The organism is Flavobacterium plurextorum, from assembly GCF_024638035.1.
In the GTDB taxonomy this organism is placed as follows: Bacteria; Bacteroidota; Bacteroidia; order Flavobacteriales; family Flavobacteriaceae; genus Flavobacterium; species Flavobacterium plurextorum.
In genome coordinates this window covers 4,856,186-4,872,986 of record NZ_CP100442.1, presented here as the reverse complement: position 1 = coordinate 4,872,986, position 16,801 = coordinate 4,856,186, and the positions used below count along the sequence as shown (strand labels likewise).

The following is a 16,801-nucleotide window of genomic DNA, read 5'->3' as shown; positions in this document are numbered from 1 at the left end:
AATGCTATTTCAACCCATTATTTACATAATGGGTTTTTTTATGCGTATTTTAGTCAATTCATAATTTTTCAGCGTAATACGATTTATGTGTTTTTTGTAACACTTCATTCGGCTATTGTTAATTTTAAAGAATTAATTAAAAAAATAGAGTTTTATTATTTTAAATGAAATTTTTATAGTCAAAAAACTTATTAACGAAAACGTTTGAATTTAACATATTTTATTAATTTATTATAAACAGAACCCGAAAAGTGGTGAACGTTTGCTAATTTTACACTTTAATACTTAAATAATGTCAAAAACAATAAAAAAAGTAGGTGTTCTTACCTCAGGAGGAGACTCACCAGGAATGAACGCTGCAATACGATCAGTTGTTCGAACATGTGCTTATCATAATATAGAATGCATAGGAATTTATAGAGGTTATCAAGGAATGATCGAAGGCGATTTTAAAGAAATGGGTCCTCGAAGCGTTAATAATATAGTAAATAAAGGAGGAACGATCCTGAAATCTGCTCGTTCCGTTGATTTTAGAACACCAGAAGGTAGAAAAAAAGCACATGAAAATTTAGTAAAAGCTGGAGTTGATGCTCTAGTAGTTATTGGAGGAGACGGAAGTTTTACCGGAGGTCTAATTTTCAATGCAGAATATGGTTTTCCTGTAATGGGAATTCCTGGTACAATTGATAATGATATTTTTGGTACAAGTCATACATTAGGTTATGACACCGCATTAAATACAGTAGTAGATTGTATCGATAAAATTAGAGATACTGCAAGTTCACATAACCGTTTGTTTTTTGTAGAGGTTATGGGTAGAGATGCAGGACATATCGCTCTTAATGCCGGAATTGGTGCTGGTGCTGAGGAAATTCTTATTCCTGAAGAAGATTTAGGTTTAGATAGATTATTAGACTCTCTTCAAAAAAGTAAAGCATCAGGAAAATCATCAAGTATAGTTGTTATTGCTGAGGGAGATAAAATTGGTAAAAACGTTTTTGAATTAAAAGATTACGTTGAAGCTAATTTACCAGAATACGATGTTAGAGTATCTGTTTTAGGACATATGCAGCGTGGTGGTTCACCATCTTGTTTTGATCGTGTACTGGCAAGTCGTCTTGGTGTTAAAGCAGTAGAATCTTTAATCGAAGGAAAATCAAACTACATGGTTGGTCTTAAAGAAGACAAAGTGTCGTTGACTCCGCTTGAACAAGCAATTAAAGGTAAATCTGAGATTGATAGAGAATTATTGAGAGTGTCAGACATCATGTCGACATAATTATATAAGACAAAGTTAAAAAAAAGGAATGAAGTTTATTGTGAGGAAATTAGACTTTAAATTAGTGTAATAAAAACAAAAGCAAAAAATTAGTAAAATGTCAAAAGTAAAATTAGGAATAAACGGATTTGGACGTATCGGAAGAATCGTTTTTAGAGAAACTTTCAATAGAGATAATGTAGAGGTTGTAGCAATCAATGATTTGCTAGACGTAGATCACTTAGCTTACTTGTTAAAATATGATTCAGTTCACGGTCGTTTCAACGGAACTGTAGAAGTTAAAGAAGGGAAATTGTATGTAAACGGAAGAAATATCCGTATCACTGCAGAAAGAAATCCAGCTGACTTAAAATGGAATGAAGTTGATGTTGATGTTGTTGCAGAATGTACTGGTATCTTTACAACTATCGAAACTGCAAATGAGCACATCAAAGGTGGTGCTAAAAAAGTAATCATTTCTGCTCCTTCAGCTGATGCTCCAATGTTTGTAATGGGAGTAAACCACGAAACTGCAAAAGCTACTGATTTAGTTGTTTCTAACGCTTCTTGTACTACAAACTGTTTAGCGCCTTTAGCTAAAGTTATTCACGATAATTTCGAAATCGTTGAAGGTTTAATGACTACTGTTCACGCAACTACTTCAACTCAAATGACTGCTGACGGACCTTCTAGAAAAGACTGGAGAGGTGGACGTGCTGCTGCAATCAATATCATTCCTTCATCTACTGGAGCTGCAAAAGCAGTTGGAAAAGTAATTCCTGCTTTAAATGGAAAATTAACTGGAATGTCTTTCCGTGTTCCTACTGCTGACGTTTCTGTAGTAGATTTAACGGTAAAAGTAGCTAAAGAAACTACTTACGAAGAAATTTTAGCGGTATTGAAAAAAGCTTCTGAAAACGAAATGAAAGGTATCTTAGGATATACTGAAGATGCAGTTGTATCTCAAGATTTTATTTCTGATAAAAGAACTTCAATCGTTGATGCTGGTGCAGGAATTGGATTAAATTCTACTTTCTTCAAATTAGTATCTTGGTATGATAATGAGTACGGATACTCAAGCAAATTGATCGATTTATCTGTACATATTGCAGGTTTAAAATAATATTATATATTTTTGCAGAATCCCGTTCGACGCGTCGAACGGGATTTTCTTATTTTGTTTCGTCTTTAATTATTGTAAAAAACACACTTATAGTTTATTGAAGAAAAACTAATCCAAAAACTAAATAAAATGAAATTAATAGTTGATAGTGGATCTACTAAAGCCGATTGGATTGCAATTGATGATAATGGAAAAGTATTATTCACCACACAAACCTTAGGATTAAATCCTGAAATTCTAGACGCTCCAGAAATCATTGAAAGATTAAACGATCGTTTTGATATTTTGCAAAATAAAAAAAATGCAACCCATTTGTTCTTTTACGGAGCTGGCTGTGGAACTGACAGAATGAAAGAAGCTTTAAAGCTGATCTTTCAGGATTATTTCACTAATGCAATTATTGACGTACAAGAAGATACTTATGCTGCTGTTTATGCAACAACACCAAAAGGTGAAGAAGCAATTGTTTCGATCTTAGGAACAGGTTCTAACTGCAGTTATTTTGATGGAAAAGTATTGCATCAAAAAGTGCAGTCATTAGGTTATATCTTAATGGATGACTGCAGCGGAAATGTTTTTGGAAAAGAATTAATTAGAAAGTACTATTTTAATAAAATGCCAAAAGAATTAGCGGTAGAACTTGAAAAAGAGTACGACGTTGATCCTGATTTTATTAAAAACAAACTATACAAAGAACCAAATCCAAATGCTTATTTGGCAACTTTTGCAAAGTTTTTAATCAAACACAAAGACACAGAATTCTGCAGAAAAATTATTTTCAAAGGAATGAAATCTTTCGTTAAAAACTATATCAAACAGTTTGATAACTGCAAAGAAGTTCCTGTACATTTTGTAGGTTCTATTGCATTTTATCTAAAAGATGAATTACAAGAAACTTTTGATAAATATGAACTTCAATTAGGGAACGTTTTAAGAAGACCTATTGATGGATTAATTGCGTACCATGTTGCTAACCAATAGTTCTGGATTTATGGAAATTGCAATCATTGCTCACGATGGCAAGAAAGCAGATTTGATCGACTTTTTGATTAAAAATAGTGATGTATTACATCATGAGTCAATAAAACTTATTGGAACAGGAACTACTGGAGGAAAAGCCGAAGCTGCGGGATTTAAAACCCAAAGAATGCTTTCTGGACCTTTAGGTGGTGATGCTCAGATTGCAGGCAGAGTAGCGGAAGGAATTACGAAAATGGTTTTCTTTTTTAAAGATCCTTTATCAAGTCATCCGCATGAAGCCGATATTAATATGTTAATTCGCGTTTGCGATGTACATAATGTGCCGCTGGCAACAAACGAAGCAACGGCACAATTATTATTAGATGCTATTGCACTGCGATTATAGAAATCTCAACATTTACATTTTTTGGCAGACATGCCACTTGAACCGTTTCACGTGCTGGAGCGGTTTTTTCGTTAAAATAAGAACCGTAAACAGCGTTTATAGCGCCAAAATTGTTCATATCCATAATGAAAATAGTTGCTTTAACCACATTGTCAAAAGTCATATCTGCGGCTTCTAGAATTGCTGCAATATTTTCCATTACTTGTTTTGTCTCGTCATTGATGTTTTCAGTTACAAGCTCTCCTGATGCTGGATTTATAGCAATTTGACCAGATGCATAAAGTGTATTTCCTGATAATACAGCTTGATTGTAAGGTCCAATTGGAGCAGGAGCCTTGTCTGTAAAGATTATTTTTTTCATATTTAGATACTTATTTGTTTTTAAACAATTACGATACAATAATTATTACGATCTTCATCATAATAAAACAGTTAAGCAAATGGATTATCGATTTGAAGTACTTCGTTTATTCCATTTAATGTCACTCAACATACCAGATTTAATTCCGATGAAGAAATTCCAGTTAGAATTTGGTCCAATAGGTGTCCAGTTAAAAGCCATTCTCCAGCTTAACAAGTCTCTTTCGAAACGAAATTGAGTAAAAGTCACCCCTTTTTGAACAAAATCAAATCCAGTCGAAACCCCGCCTTTCCATTTAGGCGTAATATCCATGTTCATAGAAACCATGATTGAGTTTCCGGTTATTTTGTTTTCTCTGTTAGCATTCGAGTATGTCAAGGAATAAGCAAGCGTCATATCCCAAGGTAATTTTGAGCTGAAGAACTCCGTAATTACATCTTTATCGTCGTCTTTTTCGTTTGCAAATTGGCTGTTTCGGCTGTCGTTTAAGTCTGTATTTGTACCAAATAAATCATCATTACGACCACCATTTCGCTGACTTTGATTGTTTTTTTCTTTATTATCTCCTCCTTTATTCGAAAAAGAGTAATTCATGGTAACATTCGCACTGGTCATTCTAAATAAACTTCCGCCATTGTCAATGTTGTACATATTCATTACGTTACCTGCATTGTCAATTGCATATGGATTTAAAACAGCTCCAAAATTGACATTCATTTTGTTTTGAAAAAGCTGTGTTCCACCGCTCACAAGAATAGGCTGAAAAGCCAATGTTTCTTTACCGTTTGCGTTAAAATTATAACTTGTGCTGAAGTTTAAATTGTTTAACAGCATTATCTTTTTAGGTTCTGTTTTTGTGCTGTCACGATCTCTTACTTTAGCTTCAAAAGTATTGCTTAAAGAAAAACCAACAATGTTAGAATTGTCTTTTCCAGGTGCACCGTAAATACCGTTTGCAAAACGAGAATATTCATCCGTAGAAATCTTTCCTGCGGCATCAACGGTATAATGATCGTAGTATCTTTCGAAACTCGGCGTATAAGAGTAAGTAATACTTGGTCTCATGACGTGACGAATAGACTGGATTCTTTTATCAGCTCCAAAATTAAATGTACCATAAATTGTAGTACCTAAATTAGTGCTGAAATTATAAGTTCTATAAGAGTCAAAACCATTTACAGTTTTATCTACAACCGCACTTTTATCTACATCGTAATTCTTTTCAATTGTTTTGGTCACCCAAGTTTCTTGATAATTTGTAGAAGCTCCCGCACTAAAGTATTTGAATATTTTGAAATTGGTGCTGATTGGAATAGAATGCTGCATACCAATTTGAGCATCTCTAAACATTTGCGGTTTAAAGAATAAAGAATCCGTTGTTTTAAAATTATTCTTTCCAGTTACGTTATACTGTAGGTTTATGTTTTTTATAAAACCTTTTTTTACACCATCTTTTCCAACAAATGGATAAACACGATCAATACTTCCTTGAAGATTAGGAAGTGTCATTAAGATTTCTTCGGTTTGCGTATTTTGTTGGTGCGTAGCAGACAATGATATACGTGAACCTGGAATTGTATTGAATGTTTTGTTGTATGAAATAGACGAACTTAAAGTATTATTTAAATTAGATCCAATGTTGGCCTGATTGATAGATCGCTTAAAATATTTACTGCTACCCATATTTACAGAAGCAGAAAAACTCGAGTTAGGATTTGATTTTGTATCCTTTGCGTGTGACCACTGAATGTTGTAGATATTTTGTTTGGAGTAGTCTGGATATCCTCTTTCGCTGTTGATCAGGTTTTCGAATCGAATATTGACATTTCCTCGATATTTATACCGTGTTGCATACGCCGATTCAAATCGCATGGCGTAACTCCCATTTGTATAGTAATCTCCTAAAACTGTTAAGTCGTAATTATCGCTCAAAGCAAAATAGTAACCTCCATTTTGTAAAGAGAATCCACGAGTGTTTGAATCGTTGTAACTTGGAATAATAATACCAGAAACACTTTTTTCCTGACTCATCGGAAAATAAGCGAAAGGTAAGGCTAGAGGTGTAGGGACATCTGCAATAACCATGTTTGTTAAACCTGTAATAACTTTTTTACCAGGAATAAATTTTACTTTATTCGTTTGAAAGTAGTATTCAGGATTATCAATGTCTTGAGCAGTTGTAAAACGAGCACCTCTTAAAAAGTAAACAGAGTCATTTTCTTTTTTAGTTACCGCTGCTTTTATTTTAAATTCGCCTTGCTCAGTTCTTGAGTTGTAAATTAAGGCTTTTTTTGTTTTAAAATTAAAACGTATAGAGTCGGGTTGAACCTCGCTTGCGCCTTGTTTAAAGTTTGGATATTGTGTTAATACACCTGCAGAATCTTTTATTCGACCGGCATAAACTTCATCTTTTTCGTAATTGAGTACAATTATACCAGATTTTAGTTCAACATCTTTATAGTATAATTCAGCTTCATTATAAAGAGTAATGATTTTTTTCTTCTGATCTATTTTGGCGTAATCCTTTGCTTTGTATTTTACTTTCCCGTCTAAAAAAGTCTTCGTTGGCTTAATGCTGTCTACTTTAATAGTGTCAATAGGTTTAATTTGAGGCTTATCTGTTTGTTTTACAGCGGGCAAAGACTTTTTTTTGGATTTTATCTCTTGTGAATATAATTTACCACATCCTGCAGATAGGAAAAATGATAATAAAACGATATTAAATAAGTTTGTGTGCAAAGGTTTAAATGCTATTTTTGTAAAATTATGGCTTGTTTTTTGACATGTCAAACTTACATATAATTTTTTGGCAAAAATAATCAATTATAAAAATTATAGCAGTTGCGTTTTATTAAAATTAACTTTTAGATTTATGAATAGATTGAGCAAAATTAAGGTAATCTTTACTTTTTTTCTAACAATAATGTCTTTTTGTGCTTACAGTCAAGCTAACGTTTTTAAAGTTACACTTGATGCTGGACATGGAGATCATGATTTTGGCGCTGTTTACAGCGGACGGATCGAAAAAAATATCGCCTTAGCAATTGTTCTAAAAGTTGGAAAAATTTTAGAGCTTAATCCTAATGTTAATGTTATTTACACGCGAAAAACAGACGTTTTTGTTGATTTGATCGAAAGAGCAAATATTGCTAACAGAGCAAACTCTAATATTTTTGTTTCCATTCACTGTAATGCTAACAAAAATACAGCAGCATTTGGTACAGAAACCTATGTAATGGGTTTGAGTAAAACAGCTTCAAATTTGGAAGTTGCAAAAAATGAAAACTCCGTTATTATTCTAGAGAAAGATTATAAGCAGAAATATGATGGTTATGATCCAAAGTCGCCAGAGTCTATGATTGGAATGAATCTAATGCAAGAAGAGTATCTTGATAATAGTATCTCTTTGGCTATTAAAGTAGAGGAAAATTTTGGTAAGCTAGGGAAAGTTCGCAGAGGAGACGGAGGAGTAAAACAAGCTGGTTTTATGGTTTTGCATAAAGCTTATATGCCAAGAGTATTAATTGAGACCGGGTTTATCTCTAATCCAACGGAAGGAAATGTTTTAAATTCTGAAGAAGGACAGGATGAAGTCGCTAAAGCAATTGCAGAAGCTATTTTAAGTTATAAAAGAGAGTATTTTGGTTCAGGAACACCAGAAATAATTGAGGCGCGACCAGCAAGAGATACATCTACTCCTGCAAAGAGTAAAGTGGTAGAATCTGCTGCAGTGGTAAAAAATGCTCCAAAAGGCACTTTTTTCAAAGTTCAGTTAATTGCCAGCATTAAAAAAACACCTTTGGATGCTAAAAACTTTAAAGGTTTAAATAATGTGACAATGTTATATGAAAATAATATTTATAAATATTTCTACCAAGAAACTTCAGATTACGAAACTGCAAAAAAATATTTGCAAGAAGCTAAAAGTAAAGGTTATGGAGCAGCTTTTTTAATTGCGAATCGTGATGGTCAAAAAATCAGCATTCAAGACGCCATTAAATAATAAGCCCTAGTTCGAATATTTATATTATTTTTGTACAAACACTTAGAATTTTGAAACTAACAAGAGAAATTAAAACGGCTATTTTAGTCATCGCGTCAATCTTATTATTTATTTGGGGCTACAGTTTTTTAAAAGGCAGAGACCTTTTTACAAATTACAAAACATTATATGTCGAATACGACAATGTAGAGGATTTGTCAGCATCAGCACCTGTTACCATTAACGGACTTTCTATTGGTAAAGTAAATAAAATCACAATTAATGAAATAACAGGAAAATTATTAGTTGAATTACAATTAAAAACAGATTTTCCAATTTCTAAAACTAGTACAGCTGCTTTGTATTCTCCAAGTTTAATTGGAGGAAAACAGATTAAAATTGTTCCAAATCTTACAGATAAAGATCCTGTAGAAGATGGTCAAAAATTAGCAGGAACTGTTGAATTAGGTTTGACAGAATCTTTAGGCGGAAAAATTGAGCCTATTCAGATGAAATTAGAAAAAATGCTTCTAAATATTGATAATCTTGTAACAGGATTAAACAATGTTTTAGATAAAAAAACGCAAGACGATTTAAAGAAAACTTTGGCTGAATTAAGTCAGACTATGGAGCAATTTCATAAAGCTTCAGGAAGTATTAATAATATCTTAGATACTAATAAAGGTCAGATAAATGGAGTTGTGACAAACTTTAATAAAATGTCAAGCAACTTTAATAAAATTTCAGATTCTTTAAACAAAGCCGATTTAGGAAAAACGGTTAGAAACCTAAATCAAACTTTGGCTAAAGTTGATGGTATTATGGCTAATTTAAATTCTGGAAAAGGTACTGCAGGTAAATTATTAAATGATGATGCTCTTTATAATAACCTTGCAAAAACTTCAAAGGAACTTGAATTGTTGTTACAGGACGTTCGTTTATACCCAACACGATATGTAAATGTTTCTCTTTTTGGAAAGAAAAACAAACCTTATGTAGCTCCTGCTGAAGATGTAAATTCAACTGATAAAAAATAATTGTAATGAGTTATTTAGATAATATTTTGTTCGCCATACTTCTTATAGTTGGTTTTGGTTTTTTTGCAGCGAGCGTGAAAAAAATCATCCGAAACATTAACTTGGGAGTAGATGTAAATCGAAAGGATAATTCTAAAGCGCGCTGGAAAAACATGGCAATGATTGCTCTTGGGCAATCAAAAATGGTGAGACGCCCTGTAGCTGGAATACTTCATATCTTTGTATATGTAGGTTTCATAATTATTAATATCGAATTACTTGAAATTATTATAGATGGGTTGTTTGGAACTCATAGAATTTTTGCGCCTTATTTAGGTGTGGTTTATGATGTTTTAATAGCTTCTTTCGAAATACTGGCAATACTTGTAATTTTTGCTGTTGTAGTTTTCTGGATTAGAAGAAACGTTATTAGACTTAAACGTTTTATAAATCCTGACTTAAACGGATTTCCTAAAAGCGATGCAAATTACATTTTGTATTTTGAAACCGTTTTGATGCTTTTGTTTTTATTGATGAATGCTTCCGATTTGCATTTGCAGAATGTTCCAGGCGGATTTTCTCATTTTCATAAAGCAGGAAGTTTTCCAGTAAGTCAGTTTATTGCTCCAATTTTTAATGGAATGTCAAACGAATTAGTTTCATTATTGTTTGAAGCTTTTTGGTGGCTGCATATTGCGGGTATTTTAGTTTTTATGAACTATTTATACTTCTCAAAACATTTGCATATTCTTTTAGCTTTCCCTAATACTTATTTTGCAAATTTAAATCCAGAAGGTCAGTTTGATAATTTAGCTTCTGTAACAAAAGAAGTTAAGTTAATGATGGATCCAAATGCAGATCCATTTGCAGCTGCTCCTGTTGATGAAAATGCAGCTCCGAGTAAGTTTGGAGCGAGCGATGTTCAGGATTTAAATTGGGTTCAGTTGTTGAATGCTTATACTTGTACAGAATGCGGACGTTGTACATCATCTTGTCCAGCAAATCAAACAGGAAAGAAATTGTCTCCACGTAAAATTATGATGGATACGAGAGACCGTTTAACAGAAGTAGGAAATAATATCGACGCTAATAAAGGTGTTTTTGTGCCAGATAATAAAACCTTATTAAACGATTATATTACACCAGAAGAATTGTGGGCTTGTACTTCATGTAATGCCTGCGTAGAAGAATGTCCTGTTAATATTAGTCCGTTGTCTATTATTATGGATATGCGTCGTTATTTAGTGATGGAGCAGAGTGCTGCGCCAATGTCATTAAATGCAATGATGACTAATATTGAAAATAACGGTGCTCCTTGGCAATACAGTCAGCAAGACCGTTTAAATTGGAAAAACGAAAATTAGAAAAGTTTAATTGGTTATTTCTTTAACCGTTTAAGCGATTTGAATAAAAATAGTAAGGTTTTTAGTAGGTAATAGCAAAGAGTGCGATTAACCAAATAAACGATTAACCGATTTAATAACAAAAGAAGATGTCAGAAAATTTAGTAGTGCCAACAATGGCTGAAATGCTAGCTCAGGGAATACAGCCAGAAGTTTTATTCTGGGTAGGTTGCGCTGGGAGTTTTGATGATAGAGCAAAAAAAATCACAAAAGCATTTGTACGTATATTAAACCGTACTAATGTTTCATTTGCAGTTTTGGGTGCGGAGGAAAGCTGTACTGGTGATCCTGCAAAACGTGCCGGGAATGAATTTTTGTTTCAAATGCAGGCCATGATGAATATCGAGGTTTTGAATGCTTATGAAGCAAAAAAAATTGTTACCGCTTGTCCGCACTGTTTTAATACTTTAAAAAATGAATATCCAGAATTAGGTGGAAACTATGAAGTTATTCATCATACAGAGTTTTTAAAATCATTAATTGATGATGGAAGACTTACTGTAGAAGGCGGACAATTTAAAGGAAAAAGAATCACTTTTCACGATCCTTGTTACCTAGGAAGAGCAAATAAAGTTTATGAAGCTCCAAGAGATTTAATTCAGAAGTTAGATGTTGAATTAGTCGAAATGAAGCGTTCTAAAGCCAATGGATTATGCTGCGGAGCTGGTGGCGCGCAAATGTTTAAAGATGCTGAACCAGGAAATAAAGAAGTTAACGTATTACGTACAGAAGACGCTTTAGAAGTGAAACCAGATATTATTGCCGCAGGATGTCCTTTCTGTAATACAATGTTGACAGATGGTATCAAACATCAAGAGAAAGAAGGGCAGGTAAAAGTGCTGGATATTGCAGAGTTAATTGCTAATGCACAAGATCTATAGTTTTAAGGTGCAAAGTGGAAAAGATTCAAAAGAGTAAAGGTTTATTCAAAACTCTTTAAAAATCTAAAATTTATAATCTAAAATCTAAAATTTAAAAATGTATATACCTTTTGAAAATTTACCTGGTGAATCTAGAGTTTGGATTTACCAATCGAACAGAAAATTTTCTGAGGAAGAATTTTCTGAAATCGAAACCGATTTGAAAGCTTTTGTTGAAGAATGGGCCGCGCACGGAACAAGTCTTGAAGCTTCATTTTTACTTAAATACAATCGTTTTATCATATTAGCGGTAAATCAAGAAGTGCAAGCTGCTACAGGCTGCTCGATTGATAGTTCGGTTGAGTTTATTCAAGGTTTAGAGAAAAAATATAACGTTGATTTGTTAGACAAAATGAACGTTACTTTTAAACTTGGAGAACATATCGCACATAAACCATTAATTGATTTCAAGAAAATGGTAAAGGATAAATCAGTTTCTGAGAACACAATTGTTTTCAATAACTTGGTAAATAATATTGAAGAATTTAATGAATCTTGGGAAGTTCCTGCTGCCGACAGCTGGCACAGCAGATTTTTCTAAGAGTAATTTGTAAAATATTTAAAAGGCATGAAACTTTAAGTTTTGTGCCTTTTTTTTATTGTTTCAAGTTTCAGGTTTCAGGTTTCAGGTTTCAAGTTTCAGGTTTTTGCAAAAGTTGGTCAAAGTTGGTTTAAGTATGTTCTTGTAAAAACAAAAACGTCTAATCTAGCCCCGATGGAAGCGGTATCCTGTTTCTGGCTTCTTTAGACAGGAAAAGATATAGCGTACAGCGGGACTGAAGTTTCTTTTGGTTGATATGGTTCTGCTTCTAGAGAAAAAACTCACTAGAATTAATCTAATTTTGTCAAAAATCTAACAATTGAAAGGGTAATTAAACAGTATTTTTGAGTATTTTCGTAGAATTAAATTTTATACATGAAAATAGCAATAGTTTGTTATCCGACATTTGGCGGTAGTGGTGTAGTTGCAACAGAACTAGGCCTTGAATTAGCCAGACGCGGACACGAAATACACTTTATAACATATAGTCAGCCGGTTAGGTTGGCGCTTTTGAATCCGAATGTTCATTATCACGAAGTAAACGTTCCAGAATATCCACTTTTTCATTATCAACCTTACGAATTGGCTTTGTCAAGTAAATTGGTAGATATGGTAAAATTGTATAAGATCGAAGTTCTTCATGTGCATTACGCAATTCCTCACGCTTATGCGGGTTATATGGCGAAACAAATGCTGAAAAATGAAGGAATTAATCTGCCAATGATTACGACGCTTCACGGAACTGATATTACGCTGGTAGGAAATCATCCGTTTTATAAACCTGCTGTAACTTTTAGTATCAATAAATCAGATTATGTGACATCAGTTTCGCAAAGTTTGAAAGATGATACTTTGAAACTGTTCAAAATCAAAAATAAAATTAAGGTAATCCCGAATTTTATTGAATTGGATAAAGTTAAGAAAGATCCAACTGTGCCATGTCATCGTTATGTAATGGCAAAAGAAGATGAGCGAATCATAACACATATTAGTAATTTTAGAAAGGTAAAACGTATTCCGGATATTATTAAGATTTTTTATAATATTCAGAAAGTAATGCCTGCTAAATTAATGATGGTGGGCGATGGGCCTGAGAAAGAAAAAGCAGAGGTTTTGTGTATGGAATTGGGGATTTATGATAAAGTAATCTTCTTTGGAAACAGTAACGAGATTGATAAGATTTTATGTTTTACCGATTTGTTTTTACTTCCATCAGAAACAGAAAGTTTTGGTCTTGCTGCATTAGAAGCAATGGCTTGCGGAGTTCCTGTTATTTCAAGTAATTCTGGAGGTTTGCCTGAAGTTAATTTTGATGGAGTTTCTGGTTATTTAAGTAATGTTGGAAATGTCGAGGAAATGGCTGCCAATGCAATTAAAATTTTAAAAGACGATGAAACTCTGAATCAATTTAAATTAAACGCTTTAGAGGTTGCGAAAAAGTTTGATATTAAAAACATCTTGCCTAAGTATGAAGCTTTGTATCAAAAAGCAATAGATGATTATAAAGAGTAAAAGTTTTTAAATAATATAAGCGTAAATGAAAAAAGTAATTTCGGTTCTAGTCCTTTTTGTTTTGATTTCCTGCGGTGTTAAAAAAACATCAGATTCAAAAGGTTTGTATGAGATTTTAACGGAACAGTCTGACGGCGGTGGTAATATTAAGTTTTATGAGATTTTGACCGAGCCAAACGAGATCAAAATGTTAGAAAATGATCCGCTTTTGGCTGATAAAATGAAACAGACTGATATTAATAATTCCAACTATATTATTTTAAATATGGGAGAGAAAAATACAGGAGGTTATTCTATTGGAGTTGATAAAGTTGAGGAAACAGATAAAAATATTATTATAACTGTAAAAGAAAACAGTCCGGCTAAAGATGCAATGGTTATGCAGGTTATTACATATCCGTATACAGTTGTGAAAATACACTCTAAGAAAGAAATTATTATTAAGTAATTGTTCTTAGCTTTGGTGATTTAAATGTCAGGCTGAGCGTAGTCGAAGCCTCTTTTATACCTTAAACCCTTTGACTACGCTTAGGGTGACAATAAAAAAAGAGAAAACCTGCTGTTTTAAAGCAGGTTTTTTCTTTTTTAGTTGTTGATTTTTTTGGATTAAAATCTAAATTTAACACCAAGGCCAACATCAAATCCGAAGTTGTCATCATCATAATATCCAGAACCAATTTCAGGTCTGGCATCTAATGATAATGTAATTGGCACTTCACTAAATCTGTATTCTATACCAATATCTCCAGCTGCAAAAACATAAGTTCCGCTGTCGTTATATTTGTAGTTGTTATTGTAATAATCATGATCCCATGCGGCTAATCCACCACCAACACCAGCATACCAGTTAAAACCGCCGTCAATGTTCCAAACCCATTGGTATAAAGCAACACCTTTAATGGCGTCAACATCGCTGCTGTTTCTCCATCCTAAATCAAATTCAAGTCTATTTTTTTGATTTAATCCCAGTTGGTAAGATACTTCACCTCCAAAACCGTTATTGTCGCCTAAACGTATACCAAGAGCGTTTTTTGAAATTTCTTGTGATTGAGCCGTAAATGCTAATCCTAATAGCATAATGGCAGATAGAATAATCTTTTTCATAAAATGGTTAAATTAATTTTTTTCAAATGTATAGTTCTCGTAATTCAAGAACGTATAAGATTTTTGGAAATTGTTATATAATTCACATTTCGCAACATTTGAAACGTTGTAAATTAACCTAAAAGTAGTGGTTTGCTATATGTTTACTATTTAAGAATTATCGATGAGATTAATTGAGAGGTAATAATGTCTTCCATTTCAAAAAGATTTTCTTCTTCTGAAAAATTACTTTCTGTGTAAGAATATAATTTCCAGCGTTTTTTATGATATTCTAATGCTGTCAAATTTTCGATCCAGTCACCGGAGTTTAAATATAATGTTGATCCGTGTTTGTTTTCTTTTGTAACTATTTTGGGCTCGTGAATATGTCCGCAGATTACATAATCGTATTTTTTTTCGATAGCCAAATCAGTTGCAGTGGTTTCAAAATCTGAGATGAACTTAACGGCTTTTTTTACGCTGGCTTTTATTTTTTTTGAGAAAGAGTATGGTTCTCGACCTAGTTTTGCCAAACACCAATTAGCAAAACGATTGCTCAAAATTAAATAATCATATCCTAAGCCGCCTAGTTTTGCAATCCATTTTGAGTGTTGAACAGAAGCATCAAATACATCTCCGTGAAAAATCCAAGCTTTTTTATCGTCTAATTCTAAAACTAATTTATCAACCAAACTAAAATTTCCTAGATTCATGTCGCTGAATTTTCGAAGAATTTCATCATGATTTCCAGTAATATAATAGACTTTTGTTCCTTTAGAAGCCATTCCTATTATACGTTGTATAACTCTTAAATGCGATTTAGGAAAGTAAGATTTTCTAAACTGCCAAGCATCAATTATATCTCCGTTAAGTATTAAAGTTTTAGGTTTAATGCTTGATAAATAGTTGTTTAATTCTTTGGCGTGACTTCCGTAAGTTCCTAAGTGGACATCTGAGATAATGACCAATTCAACATTTCTTTTTTTCAATTTTTATTAATTTGAAGTTTAGCAAATAAAAGAATCTCTTGGTAAAACGGTTTTATCAAAAGGTTACTAATTTGGCTGCAGTTTTAATAAATTGTGATTTTTATTTGTTTGATCTTTAATTAACAATAACAATTTTAAATTTTTTAATTTAATTCATAAAACTTACATTTGCTCAAAACAAATAACAATGGCAGGAAATAGCTACGGCACCCTATATAAAGTTACGACATTTGGAGAATCTCATGGTGAAGCTTTAGGCGGAATTATAGACGGTTGTCCATCAGGAATTGAACTTGATTTAGAAGCAATTGAAGTTGAAATGTCTCGTAGAAAACCAGGACAGTCAGCAATTGTTACCCAACGTAAAGAACCAGATGCAGTTCAGTTTTTATCTGGAATTTTTGAAGGTAAAACTACCGGAACACCAATAGGTTTTATTATTCCAAACACCAACCAAAAGTCAGACGACTATTCGCATATAAAAGATAATTACAGACCAAGTCATGCTGATTATGTATATGATCAAAAATATGGTTTTCGTGATTATCGCGGCGGCGGAAGAAGTTCTGCACGTGAAACGGCAAGCAGAGTTGTAGCGGGAGCAATTGCAAAACAAATGCTGCCTGAAATTAAAATTAATGCTTACGTTTCTTCGGTTGGACCTATTCATTTAGATACACCTTATCAAGATTTAGATTTTTCTAAAATCGAAAGCAATCCAGTTCGCTGTCCAGATGAAAAATCAGCAGCAATTATGGAAGAATATATTCGTGATATTCGCAAACAAGGAGATACCGTTGGAGGTGTTGTGTCTTGCGTAATTCAAAATGTTCCAGTTGGTTTAGGAGAGCCGGTATTTGATAAATTACATGCTGAATTAGGAAAAGCGATGCTTTCTATAAATGCAGTTAAAGGTTTTGAATACGGAAGCGGATTTTCTGGATCTGAAATGAAAGGAAGCGAACATAACGATTTGTATAATCCTGACGGAACTACAAAAACAAATCTTTCAGGTGGAATTCAAGGTGGAATCAGTAACGGAATGGATATCTATTTTAGAGTTGCTTTTAAGCCGGTTGCTACAATTATGCAAACTCAAGATTCACTTGATAATAAAGGAAACATAACACCAATGACCGGAAAAGGACGTCATGATCCGTGCGTTGTCCCTCGTGCTGTGCCAATTGTTGAAGCAATGGCCGCAATTGTTTTGGCTGATTTTTATTTAATCAACAAAACATATTAAT

At 33.1% G+C, this 16,801-nt stretch carries 16 protein-coding genes; 12 read left to right on the top strand and 4 right to left on the bottom strand.

Annotation, left to right across the window (positions count from 1 at the left end; all coding sequences use genetic code 11):
• Nucleotides 1-292 precede the first annotated feature (292 nt).
• From pfkA to NLG42_RS21120, 4 genes are all read left to right on the top strand, one after another.
• On the top strand, nucleotides 293-1,279 hold the full coding sequence (pfkA, locus tag NLG42_RS21135) for a 6-phosphofructokinase (RefSeq protein ID WP_089059194.1): 987 nt from the start codon (nucleotides 293-295) through the stop codon (nucleotides 1,277-1,279).
• Nucleotides 1,280-1,376: 97 nt separating this feature from the next.
• A complete protein-coding gene (gap, locus tag NLG42_RS21130) occupies nucleotides 1,377-2,381 on the top strand; it encodes a type I glyceraldehyde-3-phosphate dehydrogenase (RefSeq protein WP_089052799.1) in 1,005 nt (334 codons plus the stop codon).
• A 129-nt stretch (nucleotides 2,382-2,510) separates the two neighbouring features.
• On the top strand, nucleotides 2,511-3,362 hold the full coding sequence (locus NLG42_RS21125; RefSeq protein WP_089052800.1) for an N-acetylglucosamine kinase: 852 nt from the start codon (nucleotides 2,511-2,513) through the stop codon (nucleotides 3,360-3,362).
• A 10-nt stretch (nucleotides 3,363-3,372) separates the two neighbouring features.
• Nucleotides 3,373-3,747: a methylglyoxal synthase gene (locus NLG42_RS21120; protein ID WP_089052850.1), complete on the top strand. Its 375-nt coding sequence runs from the start codon at nucleotides 3,373-3,375 to the stop codon at nucleotides 3,745-3,747.
• On the opposite strand, the gene NLG42_RS21115 is transcribed toward NLG42_RS21120, so the two are convergent.
• Together NLG42_RS21115 and NLG42_RS21110 are read right to left on the bottom strand one after the other, a co-directional pair.
• A complete protein-coding gene (locus NLG42_RS21115) occupies nucleotides 3,728-4,108 on the bottom strand; it encodes a RidA family protein (protein WP_099719013.1) in 381 nt (126 codons plus the stop codon). The two genes, NLG42_RS21120 and NLG42_RS21115, sit on opposite strands and share 20 nt — an antisense overlap.
• Before the next feature lie 84 nt (nucleotides 4,109-4,192).
• Nucleotides 4,193-6,931, bottom strand: a complete 2,739-nt coding sequence (locus NLG42_RS21110) for a putative LPS assembly protein LptD (protein ID WP_257682243.1) — start codon at nucleotides 6,929-6,931, stop codon at nucleotides 4,193-4,195.
• A 49-nt stretch (nucleotides 6,932-6,980) separates the two neighbouring features.
• On the opposite strand from NLG42_RS21110, the gene NLG42_RS21105 reads away from it, so the two are divergent.
• The 7 genes from NLG42_RS21105 to NLG42_RS21075 all read left to right on the top strand — a co-directional run bounded on the left by NLG42_RS21105 (nucleotide 6,981) and on the right by NLG42_RS21075 (nucleotide 13,930).
• Complete coding sequence (locus tag NLG42_RS21105; RefSeq protein WP_099719621.1) at nucleotides 6,981-8,111, top strand: N-acetylmuramoyl-L-alanine amidase family protein; 1,131 nt, start codon at nucleotides 6,981-6,983, stop codon at nucleotides 8,109-8,111.
• A gap of 50 nt (nucleotides 8,112-8,161) precedes the next feature.
• Nucleotides 8,162-9,127, top strand: a complete 966-nt coding sequence (locus tag NLG42_RS21100; protein ID WP_089059191.1) for an MlaD family protein — start codon at nucleotides 8,162-8,164, stop codon at nucleotides 9,125-9,127.
• Nucleotides 9,128-9,132: 5 nt separating this feature from the next.
• Nucleotides 9,133-10,470 (top strand): 4Fe-4S dicluster domain-containing protein, encoded by a 1,338-nt coding sequence (locus NLG42_RS21095; RefSeq protein ID WP_089059190.1) that lies wholly within the window; start codon nucleotides 9,133-9,135, stop codon nucleotides 10,468-10,470.
• A gap of 128 nt (nucleotides 10,471-10,598) precedes the next feature.
• Nucleotides 10,599-11,390 carry a (Fe-S)-binding protein gene (locus tag NLG42_RS21090; RefSeq protein WP_089052852.1) on the top strand — a complete coding sequence of 264 codons (792 nt, stop codon included), beginning with the start codon at nucleotides 10,599-10,601 and terminating at the stop codon, nucleotides 11,388-11,390.
• Between the two features lie 97 nt (nucleotides 11,391-11,487).
• On the top strand, nucleotides 11,488-11,970 hold the full coding sequence (locus tag NLG42_RS21085) for an ABC transporter ATPase (protein ID WP_089052805.1): 483 nt from the start codon (nucleotides 11,488-11,490) through the stop codon (nucleotides 11,968-11,970).
• 375 nt (nucleotides 11,971-12,345) lie between these two features.
• Complete coding sequence (bshA, locus tag NLG42_RS21080; RefSeq protein ID WP_089059189.1) at nucleotides 12,346-13,482, top strand: N-acetyl-alpha-D-glucosaminyl L-malate synthase BshA; 1,137 nt, start codon at nucleotides 12,346-12,348, stop codon at nucleotides 13,480-13,482.
• Between the two features lie 25 nt (nucleotides 13,483-13,507).
• The gene (locus tag NLG42_RS21075; RefSeq protein WP_089059188.1) at nucleotides 13,508-13,930 is read left to right on the top strand and encodes a protease complex subunit PrcB family protein; all 423 of its coding nucleotides are present in this window, start codon (nucleotides 13,508-13,510) and stop codon (nucleotides 13,928-13,930) included.
• Nucleotides 13,931-14,088: 158 nt separating this feature from the next.
• On the opposite strand, the gene NLG42_RS21070 is transcribed toward NLG42_RS21075, so the two are convergent.
• Together NLG42_RS21070 and NLG42_RS21065 are read right to left on the bottom strand one after the other, a co-directional pair.
• Entirely contained in the window at nucleotides 14,089-14,586 is a 498-nt protein-coding gene (locus tag NLG42_RS21070; protein WP_089052808.1) for a hypothetical protein, read from the bottom strand.
• A gap of 146 nt (nucleotides 14,587-14,732) precedes the next feature.
• Nucleotides 14,733-15,554 carry a UDP-2,3-diacylglucosamine diphosphatase gene (locus NLG42_RS21065; RefSeq protein ID WP_257682242.1) on the bottom strand — a complete coding sequence of 274 codons (822 nt, stop codon included), beginning with the start codon at nucleotides 15,552-15,554 and terminating at the stop codon, nucleotides 14,733-14,735.
• Between the two features lie 187 nt (nucleotides 15,555-15,741).
• Between NLG42_RS21065 and aroC the strand changes: the two genes are divergently transcribed.
• Nucleotides 15,742-16,800, top strand: coding sequence for a chorismate synthase (gene aroC, locus NLG42_RS21060; protein ID WP_029273121.1), 1,059 nt, complete (start codon nucleotides 15,742-15,744; stop codon nucleotides 16,798-16,800).
• The last annotated feature ends 1 nt before the right edge of the window (nucleotide 16,801 follow it).